Here is a 21,731-nt window from a genome sequence, read left to right on the forward strand (position 1 = left end):
TACCGGCCATGCTGCTGACGATCGACGTGGGGAACACACACACCGTGCTCGGCCTGTTCGACGGCGAGGACATCGTCGAGCACTGGCGGATCTCGACCGACGCCCGGCGCACCGCCGACGAACTGGCCGTGCTCCTGCAGGGCCTGATGGGCATGCACCCGCTGCTCGGCGACGACCTGGGCGACGGTATCGACGGGATCGCCATCTGCGCGACCGTGCCCTCGGTGCTGCACGAGCTGCGCGAGGTCACGCGGCGGTACTACGGCGACGTCCCCGCCGTCCTGGTGGAGCCCGGGGTGAAGACCGGCGTGCCGATCCTCACCGACAACCCCAAGGAGGTCGGCGCCGACCGCATCATCAACGCGGTCGCCGCGGTCGAGCTGTACGGGGGTCCCGCGATCGTCGTCGACTTCGGCACGGCGACGACGTTCGACGCGGTCAGCGCGCGCGGGGAGTACGTCGGCGGCGTCATCGCGCCCGGCATCGAGATCTCGGTGGAGGCGCTGGGCGTCAAGGGCGCGCAGCTGCGGAAGATCGAGGTGGCGCGCCCCCGTCATGTGATCGGCAAGAACACCGTGGAGGCGATGCAGTCGGGCATCGTCTACGGCTTCGCCGGACAGGTCGACGGAGTCGTGCGGCGGATGGCCCGGGAACTCGCGGACGACCCCGAGGACGTGACGGTGATCGCGACGGGCGGACTGGCGCCGATGGTGCTGGGCGAGTCCTCGGTGATCGACGAGCACGAGCCGTGGCTGACGCTGATGGGGCTGCGGCTGGTGTACGAGCGGAACGTCTCGCGGATGTGAGGGCGCGGTCGGCGGGAGGGGACGGCGCCACCCCGCGCTGACACCCGCGCCGCCTCCACGCGCGTGACGGTGGTGGGTCCAGGTGGGTGGCCGCGGCACGCCACGCCGACTTCTGTGTCGAATTTGTCTGATTAGCGCGTATCGTCGCCGCATGCCCACGCCATACGGATCCCGCGGCGGCATGGCGTTCGGGGCGGAGGAGCTGCGCGTGCTCCGCCGTGCCCTCGCCCTCGCCCTCCACCCCGGCCCCGCCTCGACCGAGGACGTCCAGGACTGCCTTCGCCTCGCCGACTCCCTCGACGAGGCGATGCGCGAGGGCGCCCGGCTGCGGGCCTTTCTCGTGGCCGACCTCGCCCGGTACCGGGCTGCCCTCCCCGGCACCGCAGCGGGCTACCTGACGCTCCTGGAGGAGGTCCTGGACACGGGCCACCACCCCGGCCCGGACGACCTCGCGGCGCTGCGCGCCCTGCGTGGCAACTCCGTGGCGGCCACCCTCCTCACCCGCTGTCAGATCCTGGCCGAGCGCGACCTGCGGGCCCGCCTCGACCGCCGTACCCCTCGCCGTCCCACCTCGCCCCCGACGGTCCCCGCCCCCGCCGCGCCCTTCCCCGCGGGCCCCGGCCGGGCTGTTCCCGCCGCGCACGTCCCGGCCCCCGCCGTGGTACCCGCCACGGTCGCCGCGGCCCCTCCGGTGCGGAGCGCCGTCGCCCACACCGTCCCGGGCTCGCGTGCCGGCACCTCCGGCTCGCGGGTTCGGTTGTTGGCGCTGCCCGGAGGACGGGGCGACGGCACCACGGCGGACCCGCGGGCGGGCGAGGAGAAGAAGGAGCCCGCCAAGAAGCCGCCACGGCCCGCGCCACGGCCCGGCCCCGGCACCGGTCCGGCGGAGCCGGCCGGCCCCAAGCCCACGCGCCGGCCCATCCCCACCCCGGGCGAGGTCTTCCCACGCCGCAAGCCCGGCCCCCAGTCCCCGACGGCCGACCCGGAGCAGCGACTCGCCGTCTGCTGAGCGCATGGCGCGCGCGGCCAACGCGCGCGGCCAAGGGGCGCCGAACGGCGAAGCTCCGGGATGCCGAAGGCCCGCGATCCGGGCGGCGGACGGTGATCCACCCGCCACCCGGCACCCGCCACCCGCCACGCGAGACGCGTCCGCCGCGCCGCGTCCGCCGCGCCCATCCGCGCCTACGTTCCGGCCCAGGCGTGCGGTGTGCGCCGGGTGCCGGGCGGTGTGCGCCGGGCGCGCGATCTCTGCCGCGCGCCCGGCGCCCGGCGCCCCGCTCCGTCACCCCGCCCGGATGTCCCTTTTCTCCCGGGCTACCCTGGGCCCATGGACTACGTCTCCGCGCTCGTGCCTCCGGTCGTCATGGCCGTGTTCTTCATCGGCGTGATCAGGGTGATCGTGAAGACCCAGGGCGGCGCCAACAAGGCCAAGGAGGACGCCGTGGTCGACGCGGCGCTCGCGCGCGCGGAGAACACGCGCCAGGCCTCCGCGGACCCCGGCGCCTGACACCTCGTTCCGGAGACCCGCCGACCCGCGTCACCACCTCACGCCCCGCCCCGCCCCGATCATCTTCTGCGCGCCCTTTTTATTCAGGTTTGCCGCCATGTCTGCCCGTCTGTCACGCCATTGGTGAGATCTGCCACTACTGTGGGGAACTGTGCCTCGCCCATTGGGAGAACTCGAAGACGCGGTCATGACGCGGGTGTGGAAGTGGAACCGCCCGGTGACCGTTCGGGAAGTCCTGGAAGACCTTCAGCGTGAACGGTCCATCGCCTACACGACGGTGATGACCGTTTTGGACAATCTCCATCAGAAGGGCTGGGTGCGCCGGGAGGCGGAAGGCCGGGCCTATCGATATGAGGCGGTCTCCACCCGGGCCGCCTACGCCGCGGCCCTGATGAACGACGCCTGGGCGCAGAGCGACAACCCGGCCGCCGCTCTCGTCGCCTTCTTCGGCATGATGAGCGATGAACAGCGGCAGGCCCTGCGGGACGCCGTGCGGATCGTGCAAGGACCGGAGAACCCGGGAGAGAACCCCGGCTCCGCGGCCGAGGGCGGCGGGCGATAGCGTCCGCACATGTCAGCAGAGAGTCCCGGAGTCACCGCTAAAGCCATCACCGTCCGGCGGGCCCGGACGAGCGATGTACCGGCCGTGCGCCGTCTCCTCGACGCCTACGTCCGGGACGGCATCCTGCTCGACAAAGCCACCGTGACGCTTTACGAGGACATCCAGGAGTTCTGGGTGGCGGAACGCGACGACAACGCCGAGGTGGTCGGCTGCGGCGCACTGCACGTGATGTGGGAAGACCTGGCCGAGGTGCGTACTCTCGCGGTGAAGCCCGGCCTGAAGGGCGTCGGCGTCGGTCACCAGTTGTTGGAGAAGTTGCTGCACACCGCGCGCTGGCTCGGCGTTCGACGGGTTTTCTGCCTGACCTTCGAAGTGGACTTCTTCGGCAAGCACGGCTTCGTCGAGATCGGCGAGACGCCGGTCGACACCGATGTCTACGCGGAGCTCCTGCGTTCCTATGACGAGGGCGTCGCGGAGTTCCTGGGGCTCGAACGAGTGAAACCGAACACCTTGGGCAACAGCCGGATGCTTCTGCACCTGTGATCATCGGCGTCGCCCAGACCTATGTCCGAACCCTATGTCCGAAACGCGTACGTTTCCGGGCCGGTCGAGGGTGCTCGGTCTCTCCCAGGGGTTTGTGTTTTTCCCGCAAAAGCGGTTTGCTTTCCGACGTACTGCAGTACTGCATATAACAGGGGGCGGCGAAACGGCGGACGCCGCACACCCCCGTCCTCACGTTATCGATGAAAGGAAATCCGGTGGCACAGAAGGTTCAGGTCCTTCTTGTCGACGACCTCGACGGCGGCGAGGCGGACGAGACCGTGACGTTCGCTCTGGACGGCAAGACGTACGAGATCGATCTCACGACTGCCAATGCGGACAAGCTGCGCGGCCTTCTCGAGCCCTATGTGAAGGGTGGCCGTCGTACCGGTGGCCGCGCTTCGGGCGGACGAGGAAAGGCCCGGGCCGCCGCTTCCGGCGGCAGCCAGGACACGGCACAGATCCGCGCGTGGGCGAAGGAGAACGGTTACGAGGTCAATGACCGTGGCCGTGTTCCCGCGACCATTCGTGAGGCCTACGAGAAGGCGATGGGCTGAGCGCACCCGCGCCGCAGCCGGGCGCGGTGACACTCCGTCGCCACCGTGTCCACCAGGCGTACGAGGTCGGGGGCGTCCCCACCGCCCCCCAGGGCCGACATCGTCGGCAGCGAGGCCTCGGCCTCGCGCCCCTTCACGGGGGGCCGCAGCCACACGGCGGCCCCCTGCACCGCCCCCGCGCCGTCCCGGCCGGGGAGCCGCGGAGCCTCGATGGCCCCGCCCGCGCCGATCGCCGTGAGATCCAGCGGCAGCGCACCCCACTCCAGCCACTCCAGGATGCCCGGCAGTTCCTCCGCGCTGCCCGCTGCCACCAGCAGCAGCATCCTGTCGCCGCGCAGGGCCACCGGCGAGGCCGGCCGCAGACGCCCGAGCGCCGCGTGGCCCGCCTCCGCGGGCACCTCCAGGGCGTCGAAGCGCAGGCCGGTGGAAAGTAGTACCGGAGTTCCGGGCACCGTGGGCCACCCCAGTTCGTTCTCGTACCAGGCGCGCAGCAGGGCCCCGGGGGCCGGCGCGCGCCGTGGCGGAGGGACCGGGAGAGGTGCGGGTGGTACCGGGAGAGAGCCCGTGGGGCCAGGAGCGGGCGGCGGGATCGAGTCGCCGAGCGGAGGGACTGAGCCAACCATGCCAAGTGCAACCGTCCGGGAGGGCGGCAAGTTACGCTGGGTGCCCCGATGATCGCGCTGAGTTCCGGAACAGGGGGCGTGTGGGGGTGCCGGGAGGCGCAAGGTTGTTCGCCCGTAGCGGAGTGGCCGGGGGTGCACGGCATGGACTGTCCGTGACGGCGGGTAAGACATCCCTAGTGGGAGGGGGCGACGCGCGGGAAAGGCCGTCTCACGTTCGCCATCGGCGTAGCGGCGACTGGGGTAACTGCCTGGCCTGCGGGAACATCGTCTCGCACCATCGGGTTGGAGCAGATGTCGGCGTTCGGGGTCAGGAGGCCATCGACGGTGTCGGCAGTTGGAATGAGCGGTCCCCGCTTGCGGGACTAAGCTGCGGAAGGACAGGGAGGGGAAGTTCCCCTTACTGCCTGACCGCTCTGAGGAGCGATTAACGATGTTCGAGAGGTTCACCGACCGCGCGCGGCGGGTTGTCGTCCTGGCTCAGGAAGAAGCCCGGATGCTCAACCACAACTACATCGGCACCGAGCACATCCTCCTGGGCCTGATCCACGAGGGTGAGGGTGTCGCCGCAAAGGCCCTGGAGAGCCTCGGCATTTCGCTTGAGGCGGTCCGCCAGCAGGTGGAGGAGATCATCGGCCAGGGCCAGCAGGCCCCGTCCGGCCACATCCCCTTCACTCCCCGTGCCAAGAAGGTCCTGGAGCTGTCGCTCCGCGAGGCCCTTCAGCTGGGCCACAACTACATCGGCACGGAGCACATCCTGCTCGGCCTGATCCGCGAGGGCGAGGGCGTCGCCGCCCAGGTCCTGGTCAAGCTGGGCGCAGACCTCAACCGGGTGCGGCAGCAGGTCATCCAGCTGCTCTCCGGTTACCAGGGCAAGGAGACCGCCACCGCCGGCGGACCTGCCGAGGGCACCCCCTCGACGTCCCTGGTCCTCGACCAGTTCGGCCGGAACCTCACCCAGGCCGCTCGTGAGTCCAAGCTCGACCCGGTCATCGGGCGCGAGAAGGAGATCGAGCGGGTCATGCAGGTGCTGTCCCGCCGCACCAAGAACAACCCCGTGCTGATCGGTGAACCCGGCGTCGGCAAGACCGCCGTCGTGGAAGGCCTCGCCCAGGCCATCGTCAAGGGCGAGGTGCCCGAGACCCTGAAGGACAAGCACCTCTACACGCTGGACCTCGGCGCCCTGGTCGCCGGCTCCCGCTACCGCGGTGACTTCGAGGAGCGCCTGAAGAAGGTCCTCAAGGAGATCCGCACCCGCGGCGACATCATCCTGTTCATCGACGAGCTGCACACGCTGGTCGGTGCGGGTGCCGCCGAAGGCGCCATCGACGCCGCGAGCATCCTCAAGCCGATGCTGGCCCGCGGTGAGCTGCAGACCATCGGTGCGACCACGCTGGACGAGTACCGCAAGCACCTGGAGAAGGACGCGGCCCTGGAGCGCCGCTTCCAGCCCATCCAGGTCGCGGAGCCCTCCCTGCCGCACACGATCGAGATCCTCAAGGGCCTGCGCGACCGGTACGAGGCGCACCACCGCGTCTCCATCACCGACGAGGCGCTGGTCCAGGCCGCCACCCTGGCCGACCGGTACATCTCGGACCGCTTCCTGCCGGACAAGGCGATCGACCTGATCGACGAGGCCGGTTCCCGGATGCGCATCCGCCGGATGACCGCGCCGCCGGACCTGCGCGAGTTCGACGAGAAGATCGCCGGCGTCCGCCGCGACAAGGAGTCCGCGATCGACTCGCAGGACTTCGAGAAGGCCGCCTCCCTGCGCGACAAGGAGAAGCAGCTCCTCGCTGCCAAGGCCAAGCGGGAGAAGGAGTGGAAGGCCGGCGACATGGACGTCGTCGCCGAGGTCGACGGCGAGCTCATCGCCGAGGTCCTCGCCACGGCCACCGGCATCCCGGTCTTCAAGCTGACCGAGGAGGAGTCCAGCCGCCTGCTCCGCATGGAGGAGGAGCTGCACAAGCGGGTCATCGGCCAGGACGACGCCGTCAAGGCGCTGTCCAAGGCGATCCGCCGCACCCGCGCCGGTCTGAAGGACCCGAAGCGTCCGGGCGGTTCGTTCATCTTCGCCGGCCCGTCCGGTGTCGGTAAGACCGAGCTGTCCAAGGCGCTCGCCGAGTTCCTCTTCGGTGACGAGGACGCGCTGATCTCCCTCGACATGTCGGAGTTCAGCGAGAAGCACACCGTCTCGCGCCTCTTCGGTTCGCCCCCCGGCTACGTGGGCTACGAGGAGGGCGGCCAGCTGACGGAGAAGGTTCGCCGCAAGCCGTTCTCGGTCGTCCTCTTCGACGAAGTCGAGAAGGCGCACCCGGACATCTTCAACTCGCTGCTGCAGATCCTGGAGGACGGTCGTCTGACCGACTCCCAGGGCCGGGTCGTGGACTTCAAGAACACGGTCATCATCATGACGACCAACCTCGGCACCCGGGACATCTCCAAGGGCTTCAACCTGGGCTTCGCCGCCGTGGGCGACACGAAGACCAACTACGAGCGCATGAAGAACAAGGTGTCGGACGAGCTGAAGCAGCACTTCCGCCCCGAGTTCCTCAACCGCGTCGACGACGTGGTCGTCTTCCCGCAGCTGACGCAGAACGACATCCTCCGGATCGTCGACCTGATGATCAGCAAGGTGGACGAGCGCCTGAAGGACCGGGACATGGGCATCGAGCTCTCCCAGTCCGCGAAGGAGCTGCTGTCCAAGAAGGGCTACGACCCCGTGATGGGCGCCCGGCCGCTGCGCCGGACGATCCAGCGCGAGGTCGAGGACAGCCTGTCGGAGAAGATCCTCTTCGGCGAGCTGCGCCCGGGTCACATCGTGGTCGTGGACACCGAGGGCGAGGGCGAGTCCCAGACCTTCACCTTCCGCGGCGAGGAGAAGTCGGCGCTGCCCGACGTCCCGCCGATCGAGCAGGCGGCCGGCGGCCCGGGGCCGAACCTGAGCAAGGACGCGTAAGCGTCCAGCGACGCCCAGCCGGACCAGCCGAACAGAAGGGGCCGGTGCTTTCGAGCACCGGCCCCTTCCGGCGTTCCCGGAGGCGTATCGGGGGAGCCGCGCCCCCGGGAACGCCGGAGGATCGCTCAGGAGAGCTGGCCGTCGTAGTCCGGCAGCTTGAAGGTCCTCTCGGCGTGGCCGCCCGAGAGGTCGGTGGCGCTGTTGCCGATGTTCGCGATGATCGTGTAGCCCTTGTTCTCGATGTCGACGCGCTGGGCGGTCTTGTAGTCCGCCACATTCCTGAAGAGGTCGATCAGGCCGCGGACGTACAGGCCGGAGACCTGGTAGCCGCGGTAGTCGAGGTTGTAGTCGGTGAAGCCGGCGATGATGCCGGGGCGGGCGGTGACGAAGAACAGGGCGACGCCGTGCTCCTGGGCGTACTTCGCGACGTCGAGGACCGGCTTGTTGGCCGGCTGGGGGTAGCTGAAGCCGAAGTCGGTCTCCAGGGTCGTGTTGTCGACGTCGAAGACGACGGCCTGCTTCTCGCCGGGCCGGGCGGCGGCGATCCGCTGCTTGAGGTACGGCAGAGCCTGGTCCATCACGGTCTGGCAGTCCCGCTGCCAGGTGGCGTAGTCGACGTCCTGCGCGGTGGCGGCGGCCGTGGTGGGGGCCGTGGTGGGGGCGGCGGCCGGAGCGGCGTCGGCGGGGGCGGCCAGCGCCAGGAGGGCGGCGGCGGAGACGGCGGTCACCGAGGCCCGGCTCAGCCAGGCACCTCTGATCGTCATGTGGGGTCCTCTCACGTCCATGAAGCTCTGCCGTGTCGTGTGCATGCTCGTTGGTGAGGGTGGCGCGAGGGGAACCGTAGGGTTACTGGAGGGTAAGTGGCTAGGGGTCTGCGTCACATCAGGGGTGGCGGGGAAAGCCGCCGCGGGTGACATGCCGCATAGGGTGTGCGTCACGTACTACGAGGGATAGTTGGCCCACCTACCGGCCAAAAGGGACGTTAAGGGTGCAGTGTCGCTAAGTCCTACTTTCCGTCGTAGGTCACACATTTGAGCACGGGTGGGGGGCGCGGGTACCAAGGACGAGCCATCCGGTCGCGGCGGTCCGTGTGCCGGGTGGTCTCTCTTGCACCCGAACCCACGAGGTATTCGATGTCCCGCGCCATGAACCGTTTCTCCCGTACGTCCGCGCTCCGCACCCGCGTGGCCGTCGGCGCCGCCGCTCTGGGTACCGCCGCGGTCGTGCTGGGCGGCGGTGTGGCGTCCGCCGCCGAGGCGACCGCCGCCAAGTCCACGGCGTCCTGGGTCGACCCGGTGAAGAAGTACAAGCTGTCGGCGAGCTTCGCCCAGGCCGGCAGCATGTGGACGGCCAAGCACAGCGGTCAGGACTTCGCCGTGCCGAGCGGCACCAAGGTCGTCGCCGCCCACGGCGGCACCGTCGTCAAGGCCGGCGGCAACGGCGCCGGTGACGGCCCCGCCTACGGCAACGCCGTCGTGATCAAGCACGCCAAGGGCGTCTACTCCCAGTACGCCCACCTCTCGCGCATCGACGTGAAGGTCGGCCAGGTCGTCAAGACCGGTCAGCGCATCGCCCTGTCCGGCAACACCGGCAACTCCAGCGGTCCGCACCTGCACTTCGAGATCCGCAAGACCCCGAACTACGGCAGCGCGATCAACCCGGTCTCGTTCCTGCGCGCCAAGGGCGTCAAGGTCTGAGACCCCGCTCAGGCGCCGCGGTGCGCCTGAGTGACCAGATCGGTGGCGACCTCCAGGACGGCCTTGCGCTTGTCCTCGGGGTCGCCTTCGAGGTCGTTGACGACGATGAACATGCCGGCGTGCAGGGTGAACAGCGCGCTGACGCAGCGCACCTGGTCGACCAGTTCCGCGTCCTTGTCGACCAGGATGTCCTTCAGGCCGATCATCCGGTCCTTGACCATCTCGCCGATCCGCAGCTCCCGCACGGTGGCCTGGTTCTCGTGCATGAACCGGAAGAGGGGCGTCGCGTCGGCCAGCAGCCCGCTGTAGCGCCGTACGATCTCCTGCTTGGTCTCCAGGGTGGGCGGCTGGCGCCCGCCCCACTCGATGAGATCCGTGATCGGCTGTGTCAGGTCCTCGAAGAGGCTGACGATGATCTCTTCCTTGGTCTTGAAGTGGTAGTAGAGCGCCGCCTTGGTGACGTCCAGGTGCTCGGCGATCTCTCGTAGCGAGGTCTTCTCGTAGCCCTGCTCGGCGAAGAGTTCGAGCGCCACGTCCTGGATGCGCTGGCGGGTGTTCCCGCGGCGTCGCTGCTTGGTGCCGTCGTCCATGGTGCCGCCCATCCTCGTACTCCTCGCGCCCCGGCGGAAACTTACTTGACGCCCGGCTAGTTAAAGGTCTACCTTCCTCCAGTGTAGTCAACTAGCCGGGCGGCAAGTAAGTGGCCGAACGGGGCGGTGTCCAGGGGAGTGGGGAGTATGGCGGTCACACAGGCGGTCGACAGCGCCGGGAAGGCGCCCGGCGCACAGGCGGGCGGCACCGGGGGCGCAAAGCCCAGGAGCGTGCGGGTCGTCCTGCTCGCGCTCATGATCACGATGATGCTGGCGATGCTCGACAACATGATCGTCGGCACCGCGATGCCGACGATCGTGGGCGACCTCGGCGGCCTCGAACACCTCTCCTGGGTGGTGACCTCCTACACGCTGGCCACCGCGGCCTCAACGCCGATCTGGGGCAAGCTCGGTGACATGTACGGGCGCAAGGGCTCGTTCATCACCTCGATCGTGATCTTCCTGGCCGGTTCCGCGCTCAGCGGCATGGCCCAGGACATGGGCCAGCTGATCGGCTTCCGGGCCGTGCAGGGCCTGGGCGCCGGCGGTCTGATGGTCGGTGTCATGGCGATCATCGGCGATCTGGTTCCGCCGCGGGAACGGGGCAAGTACCAGGGCATGATGGCCGGTGTGATGGCGCTCGCCATGATCGGCGGCCCCCTCGTCGGCGGCACCATCACCGACAACTGGGGCTGGCGCTGGGCCTTCTACATCAACCTGCCGCTCGGCGCGGTCGCCCTCGGTCTGATCGGTGTGGTCCTGCACCTGCCCAGGAAGCGGTCCGAGGCGCGCATCGACTACCCGGGCGCGGCACTGCTGACCGTCGGCATCACCGCCATCGTGCTGGTGACGACCTGGGGCGGTTCGCAGTACGCGTGGACCTCCGCGCGGATCATGGAGCTGATCTTCCTCGGCATCGCCGCACTCGTAGGCTTCCTGTTCTGGCAGACCAGGGCCCCCGAGCCGATCCTCCCGCTGCACATCTTCCGCAGCCGCAACTTCAGCCTCATGGCGGCCATCGGCTTCATCACCGGCTTCGTGATGTTCGGCGCGACCCTGTTCCTGCCGCTGTACCAGCAGTCCGTCCAGGGAGCCTCCGCCACCAACTCGGGTCTGCTGCTCCTGCCCATGCTCGGCGCCATGCTGGTGACCTCGATGGTCTCCGGGCGGATCACCACCAACACCGGCCGTTACAAGGTCTTCCCGATCGCCGGCGGTGTGCTCATGATCGCCGGTCTGTACCTGCTGTCGACCATGGACACCGGCACCTCACGCCTGACCTCCGGTCTCTTCATGGCCGTGCTGGGCCTCGGCATGGGCTGCCTGATGCAGATCACCATGCTGGTCGCGCAGAACAGCGTGGAAATGAAGGACATGGGCGTCGCCTCCTCCTCCGCCACCCTCTTCCGTACGCTCGGCTCCTCGTTCGGCGTCGCGATCATGGGCGCGCTGTTCAACAACCGCGTCCAGGACGTCATGTCCGAGCGCGCCGGCGACATGGGCTCGAAGATCACCGAGCAGTCCGCCCAGCTGGACGCCGCGAGCCTCGCGAAGCTGCCGGCCGAGGCGCGGGAGGCGTACCAGTACGCCGTGTCCGACGGCTCGCACGCCGCCTTCGTGCTCGGCACCGTCGTCGCCGTCGCGGTGCTGGTCGCCGCGCTGTTCGTCAAGGAGGTGCCGCTCAAGGGCGCGGGCCCCAAGCCGGAGGCCGCCCCCGAGGCGGTGTGAGAAGGCCGTACGGGCGGGGTCCCGGCCGCGCTGTCCGGGCGCGGCCGGGACCCCGTTGCCGCACCGCGCGGCCGATGTCAGTGGGGCGTGCCACCATCGGCACATGGACAGGGCGCGGCAGTTGCGGCTGGCGAAGGACGCCATGGACCGGGAGTGGGCCGACCCGGACCTCGACCTCGCGGCGGTCGCGGCGCACGCCGGCTACTCCCGCTACCACTTCGTGCGCGCCTTCAAAGAGGTCTACGGCGAAACCCCAGGCCAGTACCTGACCCACCGCCGGATCGAGCGGGCCGAGGAACTGCTGCGCGGCGCCGACCTCAGCGTCACCGAGATCTGCCACCTGGTGGGATTCAGCAGCCTCGGCACCTTCTCGACCCGTTTCAAGGCCCGCACCGGCCTCACCCCGAGCGAGTACCGCGTCCGTCACGTCGGTCGCGGCGCGGCCCTGATCCCGGGCTGCTACGCCATGCTGTGGGCCGGCGGCTTCCCCCGCCGTGCCGAGGACCGCCGCAATTCTGAGGAAGCGCCCCGAGCACCGGCCCGCCTACGGTGACGAGAGGAGATCGGAAACGGCATCAGGAACCGACACCGACCGGACCGGGGAGCGCCCACCATGATCAAAGGCCTGACCATCGCCTCCGTGTGGACCTTCGACCAGCAGCGCACGAAGGCCTTCTTCACCGAGAAGCTCGACTTCGAGGTCCGCACCGAACTCGCCCTCGGCGACATGCACTGGATCACCGTCGGCGCCAAGAACCAGCCGGACGTGGAACTCACACTGATGAGCCTTGACGGCCCGGGGCTGGACACCGAGTCCTCCGAAGCGTTGAAGACGCTGGTCAGCAAGGGCGTCATGGGCGCGGGGGTGCTCAGCACCGACGACTGCCGCGGCGACTACGAGACCTTCCGGGCCCGGGGGGTGGAGTTCGTCCAGGAACCGAAGGAACGCCCCTACGGCATCGAGGCGATCTTCCGCGACGACAACGGCAACTGGTACTCGCTCACCGAGCGAAGCGAGGAACTGGACTTCTCCAAGGACTTCGGCTGAGCCGGGACTTCGCCCGAGAAGGGACGCCGGCTGAGCCCGGGACTTCGGCTGAGCCCGGGAGTTCGGCTGAGCCGGGACTTCTGCCGAGCAGGGAGTTCGGCAGAGCCGGGACGTCGGCCCGCGCAGGGACTTCGGCCGAGAAGAGCGAGGAGGCGTCCACCGGGCGGCCGGTCGGCCGCCCGCCGTCGCTAGGGCAGCAGCGGGTAACTGCCCGTGTTCGTCGGCGCGTGCTCGGGGAGCCACAGGACGGCGACCGCGCCCTCGGCGGGTATGTGTTCCGGCACCCCAGCGGGCCGTACGTTGCGGAAGGTGAGCCGGGCGCCCATCACCCGGGCCTGGCCCGCGGCGATGGTCAGGCCCAGCCCGTGGCCGCGCCCGGCCCGGTCGGAACTGCCGGTGCGGAATCGGCTCGGTCCCTCCGAGAGCAGGCTCTCCGGGAAGCCGGGACCGTGGTCGCGGACCCGGATGACCCGGCCCTCGACGGTGACCTGTATGGGCCCCTTGCCGTGCCGGGCGGCGTTGGCCAGCAGGTTGAACAGGACCCGCTCCAGCCGGCGCGGGTCGGTGGTGACCTCCGACTCGTGCACCACCCGTACCTCGACGTCGGGGTTCTTCGCCGCGACCCGCCGGGTGACGAACTCGCCCAGCATGATGTCCTGCAGCTCGGCCCGCTCCGAGGCACCGTCCAGCCGGGCCACCTCCAGGACGTCCTCGACGAGGGTACGCATCGCCTTCGCACGGTCCAGCACCAGCTCGGTGGGCCGGCCCGGCGGCAGCAGTTCGGCCGCCGTGAGCAGTCCGGTCACCGGTGTGCGCAGCTCGTGCGCGATGTCCGCGGTGACCCGGCGCTCGGCCTCCAGCCGCTGCCGCAGGGCGTCCGCCATGGCGTCCACGGCGCTCGCCAGGTCGTCGGTCTCGTCCTGGACGACCCCGCCGATCGCGTCCCGCACCCGTACGTCCGTCTCGCCCTTGGCGACCTGGTGCGCGGCCGTGGCCGCCTTGCGCAGCCGCCGCGACAGATGGGCGCCGATCAGCACGCCGAGGGCGCTGCCGCCGAGGACCACCGCGATGGAGCCGATCACCAGGGCCTGGTCCAGGTCGTTGAGGATGTCGGTGCTGCGGTCGGTGAACCCGGTGTGCAGCGACAGCACGTGACCGTCCTTGACCGGTACGGCCGCCCAGATGTCCGGCGCCCCCTGCCGGTGGTCGGAGACGAAGGTCGCCCGGCGGCCCTCCCGGACCTTCTCGCGCAACTCGGCGGGGAGCGCGGGGTCGTCGATCTTGATGCCGGGGAAGTTGGGCCGGCCGGACAGCTCGTAGTTGCGCTGGGCGATCTGGACGCGGGTGTCCGCCAGGTCGCGCGCGTTGTCCAGCATCGACACCCGGGCGGCGTTGTGCACGACCAGGCTGAGCACGATCGCCACCAGGGCGCCGACCAGCGCGATGGCGGCGCTCAGCTTCCACCGCAGGCCGGTGCGGATGCCCGCGCGCTCCACGCGGGCCGGAACCAGACGCCGGATCATCCCCCGCACACCCCGCCCCCGCTCAGGCCTTCAACTTGTAGCCGAAGCCGCGGACCGTCTCGATCCGGTCCTGGCCGATCTTGGTCCGCAGCCGCTGGACGTGGACGTCCACCACCCGGGTGTCACCGCCCCAGCCGTACTCCCAGACCCGTTCCAGGAGTCTGTCCCGGGAGAGCACGGTGCCCGGCGCGGTGGAGAACTCCAGCAGCAGGCGCATCTCGGTCGGTGTCAGCGCCACCGGCTGTCCGCCCCGGCGCACCTCCATGCCCTCGGTGTCGACCTCCAGGTCCCCGAAGGTCAGTACCCCGTCGGCGGCCGCAGCGCCCGGCTCCGAGCGGTCACCGCCGCCCGCGTGCCCGAAGCGGCGCAGCACCGCGCGGATCCGGGCGACCAGCACCGCCCCGTCGAACGGCTTGGTCACGTAGTCGTCGGCGCCCGCCTCCAGCCCCAGCACCACGTCGATGGAGTCGGCGCGCGCGGACAGCATGATCACCGGCACGGTCGACTCGTCACGGATGCGCCGGCACAGGCTCACCCCGTCCAGGCCCGGCACCATCACGTCCAGCAGGGCGATGTCGGGCCGGTCGGCCCGGAACGCCTCCAGCCCCGACAGGCCGTCGGGCATGGCGGTGACCGCGAAGCCGTCGCGCTCCAGGGCGAGCTGGGTGGCCTCGCGGATGACGTCGTCGTCCTCGACGAACAGGACGTGGGTCTGGTCTGCCATCCCTGTGCTCTCAGTCCTCGTGTGGTGGGGGGTCGTACCTGTTGTCCGAGGGGCGCGGCACCCGCGCACTCGCGCGCCCCCTGGTGGGGGGACGCCCGCGGCACGCGAAGCGTTCGCGCCTTTTCGGCCGTAGCGCCGTAGCGCCGTAGCGCCGTAGCGCCGCCCGCCGGGTGTGCGTCGTCACCGCCTTCGCCGGTACGGGCGGCCCGACCGGTGCACGCCGCCGGAAAGATAATGGCGCGTGGCGCCGGCCACCACTCAGCCGCCCTCGGGCACCGGCGTCGGCTCGTCACCGGTGATGGTGCCGTACTCGGTGTGCGTGCTGAACTTCTGGGTGAACCGGTCGTCGGTCCACAGATACGTGAGCACGTTCTCGCCGGACGGTTCGGACACCGGATCGTCCTTGTCGTACACCTGCTTGGTCACCACCAGGTAGCCCCGCTCGATCTCCGCGTACACCGGCGGCTCCTCCGCCTTGAACACGTTCACGTACCGGCCGTCGTGCCGCCGGTACACGTAGGCGCCGACCCCGACCGCGTCGCTGCACGTCAGCACGTTCACCACGAGGTCGCTCGCGGTGCTCCCGGTCAGCTCCCCGTACTGCACGTCGACCGGGTACTTGTCGGCGACACAGGGCTGCAGGTCACGCTTCACCTCCGCCGAGACCCGCGGGTCCCCCTTGAGCAGCTGGACGGCGTCCACCTGGTCCACGTCGTACGCCTCGGAGTGTGCGACGGAGGCCGAAGGGCCGGCGGGCGCGACCGTGTCGGCGTGCGCCGGGCCCTCGTCCCGGGCGCCGGTGCCGCCGGTGGCGCACGAGGAGACGAAAAGGGCGAGGGCGGTGAGCACGACCGCCGCCGTGATCACCGCCTGGGAAGTTTCTCGGGCCGCTCTCTGCCCCGCCCCGGTCAGGCCGCCGCGCAACGCTCCCGCTCCTCACGCTCCAGCGCGCGTGCGTCCAGTTCGCGGGCCTCCAGCTCCTCGCGGAGCCGGGCGAGCGCCCGGTGCAGCGTGCTCTTGACCGTTCCCGCCGACATGCCGAGGGCCGCGGCCGTCTCCTCCGTGGACATCTGCTCCCAGTGTCGCAGGACGACGACGCTGCGCTGCTTCGGCGCCAGTACCTTCATCGCGTCCATCAACAGGGCGCGGTCGGCGTGCTGTTCGGTGGAGTCGGCCACGGAGGCGTCCGGGAGCTGCTCGGTGGGCACCTCCTCCAGCTTGCGCGCCCGCCACCACTCGGTCCGGGTGTTGATCATGACCCGCCGCAGATAGGCGTCGGCGAGCCGCTTGTCGGCGATGCCGTCCCAGCGGCCGTACGTCCTTGCCAGCGCGGTCTGCAGCAGGTCCTGCGCGTCGACCGGGTCCGGGACGAGCCGACGGGCGCTGCGCAGCAGCGCGTCCTGCCGAGTGCGGACGTACTCCTCGAACTCCAGCACCTCGCCCTGCGCCATGATCAACCGCCTCCGATTCCCCGTGGGTTCCCCGTGCCGGCCGGGTGTGGCCCCTGCCGGTGTCGTGCCTGTGGTCCGTAGCCCAGCGCCCCTGCCGGGCACGGGAAAGAAGCTACGGAGCGGTTGTCACGGGGCTGTCCGAAGCAGCCTGCGGCGAGCGCTCAGCTGTCCGTCGGTTGTGTAACGAAACCCGGAGCGGGGTAAAGGAGCCGCCCGACTGCTGGCGATGTGGGGTGATATGTCGACCGGGTGAGTGTTACGCGGGCCGTTTCCCTGTGATGTGGCTGTGCGTCAGCCGGCCGTGCGGCCGGTGGTGTTCCGTCGGGTGGTGTCAGGCCGGACGCGCCGGCCGGTGGTGTCAGGTGAGCGGCAGGCGGTACAGGCCGCCCGGCAGCGGCTCGACCAGGCCGTCCGCCACCAGGCCGTCCAGCGCCCGCGCGCGCTGCACCGGCTCGTGCCAGACCCGGTCCAGCGCGGACTGCGGCACGGGCGCGTGCGCGTCGCGCAGTACGGCGAGCAGCTTGCCCCGCACCTGGCGGTCCGTACCCGCGTACGTCTGGCCCCGGCGCGGCGGCCCCTCGTGCTCGGGCTTGCCCGCGAGCCGCCAGGCGCACTGCGCGGTGATCGGGCACCGGTGGCACGCCTCGTTCTTCGCCGTGCACACGAGTGCGCCGAGTTCCATGGAAGCCGCCGCCCACCGGGCGGCCGTCCCCTCCTCCTCGGGGAGGAGCGTGCGGGCCAGCCTGCGCTCGGCGGCCGTGGTGGCGTTCGGCGGATACTGCACGCCCGTCACCGCGCGCGCGAGGACACGGCGCACATTGGTGTCCAGGACCGCGTGTCGCTGCCCGTACGCGAACGAGGCGACCGCCGCCGCCGTGTACTCGCCGATGCCCGGCAGCGCCAGCAACTGCCCGTGGTCCGCCGGTACGTCACCGCCGTGCCGCTCCGTTATGGCCACCGCGGCGCCGTGCAGGCGCAGGGCGCGGCGCGGGTAGCCGAGCCGCCCCCACGCGCGTACGGCTTCACCGGGGGGCTCGGCGGCAAGGTCGGCGGGGCGGGGCCAGCGGGCCAGCCACTGCTCGTAGACCGGCAGGACTCGGTTGACCGGTGTCTGCTGGAGCATGAACTCGCTGACCATCACGCCCCACGCGCCGGCTTCGGGGCGCCGCCAGGGCAGGTCGCGGGCGTTGTCCTCGAACCAGTCGATGACGGGGGAGTGCAAGTGCGCTCCGGGCGGCGTCACGCCGGCGGGGGCCGGGGCGGGGACGGTGTCGGCGGGGGTGCTGTGGGGAAGCTTCGTGGGCGCAGTCATGGCCCTTTGATCCTGCCACGACGGGGGTGCACGCGTGCGTACCGTCACCCGACGGGGTGGCACCCGCCCGTCGTGCCGCCGGTCCGCGCGCCTGCGGGCGGCGCGCCGGGGTGCTACGCGGCGTGTTACGTGCGCGGGCGTGCCGTGGGCGTTACGCGTACCCGTGGCCCCGTGGCCCCGTGGCCCGGTGGCGGTGGCCGCGGTTGTTCCTGGGTGCGTGGCGTGTCGTTGCCGTCACCCTGTGCGGTCGTGAACGGCTCGGGCGGCAGCCGGGCGCGCCGGGGCGGAGGGGACCGGGATGATGATCCGGAAAAGTTGTGGTTCCCGGCGGCGGGTGGGGGCGGGGAACGCCAGGATCTCTCGTACAGTTTGCGCCGTGGGATCTCTGCGCAATCCGGTCGGGCCGCTTCCCTCCTCCATCTACTGGCGTCGGAGGGCCGTACTGCTGTCCGTGCTGACCCTGTTGGCGCTCGTGTTCGCCTGGATCGCCACCTCGGGCGGTGGCGGCGGCAAGAACAGTGCCGACGGTTCCAACGGCGGCAGGAATCCCGCCTCCTCCATCACGCCGGGACCGTCCGGCTCGGGTACGGCGATCACCCAACACCCGGGCGGCCGCGACGAGTCGAGCGGCGAGGAGACCGGCGGGTCCGGCTCCGGGTCCGACGACGGCGGCAACAACGACGACGGCGGTACCGGCCCCGGCGGCGCCGCGGGCGGTGACGACGCCAACGGGGACACGCCCCCGGGCGCGGGTTCCGGCGGCGGTGCCGGCGCCGGCACCGGGTCGAGCGCCGCGTTGCCGGCCGGCACCCCGCTGCCCAACTGCACCGCCAGCGTCGTGACGTTGACGCTGAGCAGCGTGCGCAACGAGTACTCGCCCGACCAGACGCCCACCTTCCGGCTGACCGCGAGGAACAGCTCCGCGAGCGACTGCAAGGTCGACCTCGGGCCCAGGAGCGCGGTGTTGACGGTCACTCAGGCCGGCGAGGACGACACCTACTGGTCCTCGGCCGACTGCCCCGAGGGTTCCGGCAGCCTGCTGTACCGGGTGCCGGCCGGCGCCACCTTCGTCTACACCGTGAAGTGGGACCGCAAGCCCAGCGCACCGCAGTGCGCCACGCCCCCGCCGGGTTCGGCCGGCGCCGGGACCTACCTGGTGGAGGCCAAGGCACCCGGCTTCGAGAAGACGCGGACCTCGTTCGTGCTGAAGGCCGACTGAAAGACCGGGCGGGCCGGCCGGCGGTACGACCGGCCGCCGCGCCGCGCCGTGCCCGGCAGGGCCCGTGCGTCCGACCTGCCGGCCGAGCTACACGTAACGTTCCAGGATCGAGGACTCCGCCAGGCGGGACAGGCCCTCGCGGACACTGCGCGCGCGGGCCTCGCCCACACCGTCCACCGTCTGCAGGTCGTCGACGCTGGCGGCGAGCAGCTTCTGCAGGCCGCCGAAGTGCTCCACCAGCCGGTCGATGATCGCGCCGGGCAGCCGGGGCACCTTGGCCAGCAGCCGGAAACCCCGGGGGGAGACCGCCGAGTCGAGCGCCTCGGGTGATCCGGTGTAGCCCAGGGCCCGCGCGACGGTGGACAGTTCCAGCAGCTCGGCATGGGTGAGCGCGTCCAGCTCGGACAGCGCCTCCTCGACCGTACGGGACCGCTTCGCCGTCGGCGCGGGCACGTAGTCCCGGACGACCAGCTCGCGCTCGGGCTCCACACCCGCGATGAGCTCGTCGAGCTGCAGGGCGAGCAGCCGGCCGTCGGTGCCCAGCTCGACGACGTACTCCGCGATCTCGGTGGCGATACGGCGGACCATTTCCAGGCGCTGCGCCACCGCCGAGACGTCCCGGACCGTCACCAGGTCCTCGATCTCCAGCGCCGACAGCGTGCCCGCGACCTCGTCGAGACGGAGCTTGTAGCGCTCCAGCGTCGCCAGGGCCTGGTTGGCGCGGGACAGGATGGCCGCCGAGTCCTCCAGGACGCGGCGCTGGCCGTCCACGTAGAGGGCGATCAGCCGCATCGACTGGGAGACGGAGACGACGGGGAAGCCGACCTGCTTGCTGACCCGGTCCGCCGTGCGGTGCCGGGTGCCCGTCTCCTCCGTGGGGATCGTGGCGTCCGGGACGAACTGGACACCCGCCCGAAGAATCTTCGACAGGTCGGAGGAGAGGACGATGCCGCCGTCCAGCTTGCACAGCTCGCGCAGCCGGGTCGCGGTGAACTCCACGTCCAGTACGAAACCGCCCGTGCACATCGTCTCGACGGTCTTGTCGGAGCCGAGGACGATGAGGCCACCGGTGTTGCCGCGCAGGACGCGCTCGAGGCCGTCACGCAGAGCCGTACCGGGAGCCACGGCGCTCAGCGAGGCGCGCATCAGGCCATCGGAACCGGTGCTCCCACCGGACTTGCCGGGAGCCGCTGCCCGGTCGTTGGCTGCCACTGCACTCCTCCGGTCGCAGGATCTGGGGTGCTCCCGTTTCACGCACTCGGTTCGTACGGACGGGCGAGACCAGGGCAAAGTCTACCGGCGGTCCTCCGCCTCCCGTGGGGCCTCTCGGCGACGCGAGCGCGGCAGGACCCGCAGCGCGTCCCCTATGTCCGCGACTTCCAGGACCTTCATCCCGGGTGGCACCCTGCCCGGATCGCCCGGCACGAGCGCGTGCGTGAAGCCCAGGCGGTGCGCCTCCGACAGCCGGCGCTGCACGCCCGTGACCCGTCTGACCTCGCCCGCGAGGCCCACCTCGCCGATCGCGACGAGGTTCTTCGGCAGCGGGGTGTCGCTGGCGGCGGAGGCCAGCGCGAGCGCCACCGCGAGGTCGGCGGCGGGCTCGGACAGCTTCACGCCGCCGACCGTCGCCGAGTAGATGTCCCGCTTGCCGAGCGCGCTGATACGGCCGCGCTGCTCCAGGACGGCCAGCATCATCGACACCCGGGAGGTCTCCAGTCCGGACGTGGTGCGGCGCGGCGAGGGGATCTGTGAGTCGACCGTGAGCGCCTGCACCTCCGCGACCAGGGGGCGGCGGCCCTCCAGGGTGACGGTGAGGCAGGTGCCCGGGACCGGCTCGGCGCGCCGGGTCAGGAACAGGCCGCTCGGGTCGGCGAGGCCGGTGATGCCCTCGTCGTGCAGTTCGAAGCAGCCGACCTCGTCGGTGGCGCCGTAGCGGTTCTTGACGCCGCGCACGAGACGCAGGCGCGCGTGCCGGTCGCCCTCGAAGTGCAGGACCACGTCCACCAGATGCTCCAGCAGGCGCGGGCCGGCGATCGCGCCGTCCTTGGTGACGTGCCCCACCAGCAGGGTGGACATCCCGCGCTCCTTGGAGGCGCGGATCAGGGCGCCCGCCACCTCCCGGACCTGCGCCATGCCGCCGGGTGCGCCGTCGATCTCCGGTGACGCCACCGTCTGCACCGAGTCGAGGATCAGCAGGGACGGCTTCACCGCGTCCAGGTGGCCCAGTACGGCGGCCAGGTCGGTCTCCGCCGCCAGGTACAGGTGGTCGTCGAGGGCGCCGATGCGGTCGGCGCGCAGGCGGACCTGGCTCGCGGACTCCTCGCCGGTGACATAGAGCGTGCGGTGCTCGTCACTGGCCGACTTGGCGGCCACGTCGAGCAGCAGCGTGGACTTGCCGACGCCGGGCTCCCCGGCCAGCAGCACCACGGCTCCCGGGACGAGCCCGCCGCCGAGGACGCGGTCCAGTTCGGGCACGCCGGTGGAGCGGGCGGTGGCCTGGCGGCCGTCGACCTGGCCGATGGGGACGGCGGAGGTGGTGACCCGGCCCGGGGTCGTCGTCCGGACCGCCGGCGTGCCGTACTCCTCGACCGTGCCCCACGCCTGGCACTCGGGGCAGCGGCCGAGCCACTTCGCCGTCTGCCAGCCGCACTCGGTGCAGCGGTAGGACGGACGGTCCTTGGTGGTCTTGGTACGGGCAGCCATGGGGAAACCGTAGCGGCCGGGTCTGACAACGGGGGCCGACGGTGGTTCGGCGGTGGTGGTCCGGGCCGGATCGGAGGCGGTCCGCGCGGTATCGGCTGCCGTGGTCCGCCCCGGGGCGGCCGTGGTTCACGCCGGATCGGTCGGGGTTCGTGCCGGCCCACACGGAGATCTCGGGTCTGCTGCCG

General features: G+C 70.9%; 22 protein-coding genes. 12 read left to right on the plus strand and 10 right to left on the minus strand.

Annotated features, from left to right (window positions below; all coding sequences use genetic code 11):
- Positions 1–8 precede the first annotated feature (8 nt).
- The 6 genes from AC3ET3_RS06810 (at position 9) to AC3ET3_RS06835 (ending at position 3,972) form a co-directional block, all read left to right on the plus strand.
- On the plus strand, positions 9–806 hold the full coding sequence (locus AC3ET3_RS06810; RefSeq protein ID WP_432139114.1) for a type III pantothenate kinase: 798 nt from the start codon (positions 9–11) through the stop codon (positions 804–806).
- A gap of 181 nt (positions 807–987) precedes the next feature.
- Positions 988–1,815: a hypothetical protein gene (locus tag AC3ET3_RS06815; RefSeq protein WP_432156017.1), complete on the plus strand. Its 828-nt coding sequence runs from the start codon at positions 988–990 to the stop codon at positions 1,813–1,815.
- Between the two features lie 318 nt (positions 1,816–2,133).
- Positions 2,134–2,313, plus strand: coding sequence for a hypothetical protein (locus AC3ET3_RS06820; RefSeq protein WP_432139113.1), 180 nt, complete (start codon positions 2,134–2,136; stop codon positions 2,311–2,313).
- Between the two features lie 163 nt (positions 2,314–2,476).
- Positions 2,477–2,875: a BlaI/MecI/CopY family transcriptional regulator gene (locus AC3ET3_RS06825; protein ID WP_432139112.1), complete on the plus strand. Its 399-nt coding sequence runs from the start codon at positions 2,477–2,479 to the stop codon at positions 2,873–2,875.
- A 9-nt stretch (positions 2,876–2,884) separates the two neighbouring features.
- A complete protein-coding gene (locus AC3ET3_RS06830) occupies positions 2,885–3,418 on the plus strand; it encodes an amino-acid N-acetyltransferase (RefSeq protein ID WP_432139111.1) in 534 nt (177 codons plus the stop codon).
- Between the two features lie 215 nt (positions 3,419–3,633).
- Positions 3,634–3,972, plus strand: a complete 339-nt coding sequence (locus AC3ET3_RS06835; RefSeq protein ID WP_263231234.1) for a histone-like nucleoid-structuring protein Lsr2 — start codon at positions 3,634–3,636, stop codon at positions 3,970–3,972.
- On the opposite strand, the gene AC3ET3_RS06840 is transcribed toward AC3ET3_RS06835, so the two are convergent.
- A complete protein-coding gene (locus AC3ET3_RS06840) occupies positions 3,951–4,595 on the minus strand; it encodes an SCO3374 family protein (RefSeq protein WP_435611814.1) in 645 nt (214 codons plus the stop codon). The genes AC3ET3_RS06835 and AC3ET3_RS06840 overlap by 22 nt on opposite strands.
- Positions 4,596–5,025: 430 nt before the next feature.
- Here AC3ET3_RS06840 and AC3ET3_RS06845 point away from each other — a divergent pair, with 430 nt between their 5' ends.
- On the plus strand, positions 5,026–7,551 hold the full coding sequence (locus AC3ET3_RS06845) for an ATP-dependent Clp protease ATP-binding subunit (protein ID WP_432139109.1): 2,526 nt from the start codon (positions 5,026–5,028) through the stop codon (positions 7,549–7,551).
- A 125-nt stretch (positions 7,552–7,676) separates the two neighbouring features.
- Here the strand turns inward: AC3ET3_RS06845 and AC3ET3_RS06850 are convergent, their stop codons facing one another.
- Positions 7,677–8,315 carry an HAD family acid phosphatase gene (locus AC3ET3_RS06850; RefSeq protein ID WP_435611815.1) on the minus strand — a complete coding sequence of 213 codons (639 nt, stop codon included), beginning with the start codon at positions 8,313–8,315 and terminating at the stop codon, positions 7,677–7,679.
- A 381-nt stretch (positions 8,316–8,696) separates the two neighbouring features.
- On the opposite strand from AC3ET3_RS06850, the gene AC3ET3_RS06855 reads away from it, so the two are divergent.
- A complete protein-coding gene (locus tag AC3ET3_RS06855) occupies positions 8,697–9,248 on the plus strand; it encodes a M23 family metallopeptidase (protein ID WP_432139107.1) in 552 nt (183 codons plus the stop codon).
- 8 nt (positions 9,249–9,256) lie between these two features.
- Here AC3ET3_RS06855 and AC3ET3_RS06860 read toward each other — a convergent pair whose 3' ends face one another.
- The gene (locus AC3ET3_RS06860) at positions 9,257–9,850 is read right to left on the minus strand and encodes a TetR/AcrR family transcriptional regulator (RefSeq protein WP_432139106.1); all 594 of its coding nucleotides are present in this window, start codon (positions 9,848–9,850) and stop codon (positions 9,257–9,259) included.
- Positions 9,851–9,985: 135 nt separating this feature from the next.
- Between AC3ET3_RS06860 and AC3ET3_RS06865 the strand changes: the two genes are divergently transcribed.
- The 3 genes from AC3ET3_RS06865 (at position 9,986) to AC3ET3_RS06875 (ending at position 12,614) form a co-directional block, all read left to right on the plus strand.
- Positions 9,986–11,566: an MDR family MFS transporter gene (locus tag AC3ET3_RS06865; RefSeq protein ID WP_432156006.1), complete on the plus strand. Its 1,581-nt coding sequence runs from the start codon at positions 9,986–9,988 to the stop codon at positions 11,564–11,566.
- Between the two features lie 103 nt (positions 11,567–11,669).
- Entirely contained in the window at positions 11,670–12,119 is a 450-nt protein-coding gene (locus AC3ET3_RS06870; protein WP_432139104.1) for a helix-turn-helix transcriptional regulator, read from the plus strand.
- Positions 12,120–12,179: 60 nt separating this feature from the next.
- Positions 12,180–12,614 carry a VOC family protein gene (locus AC3ET3_RS06875; protein ID WP_432139103.1) on the plus strand — a complete coding sequence of 145 codons (435 nt, stop codon included), beginning with the start codon at positions 12,180–12,182 and terminating at the stop codon, positions 12,612–12,614.
- A 188-nt stretch (positions 12,615–12,802) separates the two neighbouring features.
- Here AC3ET3_RS06875 and cseC read toward each other — a convergent pair whose 3' ends face one another.
- The 5 genes from cseC to AC3ET3_RS06900 all read right to left on the minus strand — a co-directional run bounded on the left by cseC (position 12,803) and on the right by AC3ET3_RS06900 (position 17,624).
- Positions 12,803–14,137: a two-component system sensor histidine kinase CseC gene (gene cseC, locus AC3ET3_RS06880; protein ID WP_432139102.1), complete on the minus strand. Its 1,335-nt coding sequence runs from the start codon at positions 14,135–14,137 to the stop codon at positions 12,803–12,805.
- 22 nt (positions 14,138–14,159) lie between these two features.
- On the minus strand, positions 14,160–14,861 hold the full coding sequence (gene cseB, locus AC3ET3_RS06885) for a two-component system response regulator CseB (RefSeq protein ID WP_432139101.1): 702 nt from the start codon (positions 14,859–14,861) through the stop codon (positions 14,160–14,162).
- Positions 14,862–15,119: 258 nt separating this feature from the next.
- Entirely contained in the window at positions 15,120–15,785 is a 666-nt protein-coding gene (locus AC3ET3_RS06890; protein ID WP_432139100.1) for a hypothetical protein, read from the minus strand.
- Positions 15,770–16,312: a SigE family RNA polymerase sigma factor gene (locus AC3ET3_RS06895; protein WP_432139099.1), complete on the minus strand. Its 543-nt coding sequence runs from the start codon at positions 16,310–16,312 to the stop codon at positions 15,770–15,772. The genes AC3ET3_RS06890 and AC3ET3_RS06895 overlap by 16 nt, the downstream gene beginning before the upstream one ends.
- 358 nt (positions 16,313–16,670) lie before the next feature.
- A complete protein-coding gene (locus AC3ET3_RS06900; protein ID WP_432139098.1) occupies positions 16,671–17,624 on the minus strand; it encodes an HhH-GPD family protein in 954 nt (317 codons plus the stop codon).
- Positions 17,625–18,000: 376 nt separating this feature from the next.
- Here AC3ET3_RS06900 and AC3ET3_RS06905 point away from each other — a divergent pair, with 376 nt between their 5' ends.
- Entirely contained in the window at positions 18,001–18,843 is an 843-nt protein-coding gene (locus AC3ET3_RS06905; protein ID WP_432139097.1) for a hypothetical protein, read from the plus strand.
- Positions 18,844–18,930: 87 nt separating this feature from the next.
- On the opposite strand, the gene disA is transcribed toward AC3ET3_RS06905, so the two are convergent.
- Entirely contained in the window at positions 18,931–20,055 is a 1,125-nt protein-coding gene (disA, locus tag AC3ET3_RS06910) for a DNA integrity scanning diadenylate cyclase DisA (RefSeq protein WP_432139096.1), read from the minus strand.
- Positions 20,056–20,136: 81 nt separating this feature from the next.
- Positions 20,137–21,546 carry a DNA repair protein RadA gene (radA, locus tag AC3ET3_RS06915; protein ID WP_432139095.1) on the minus strand — a complete coding sequence of 470 codons (1,410 nt, stop codon included), beginning with the start codon at positions 21,544–21,546 and terminating at the stop codon, positions 20,137–20,139.
- Positions 21,547–21,731 lie beyond the last annotated feature (185 nt).

This window comes from Streptomyces sp. bgisy159, from assembly GCF_057707805.1.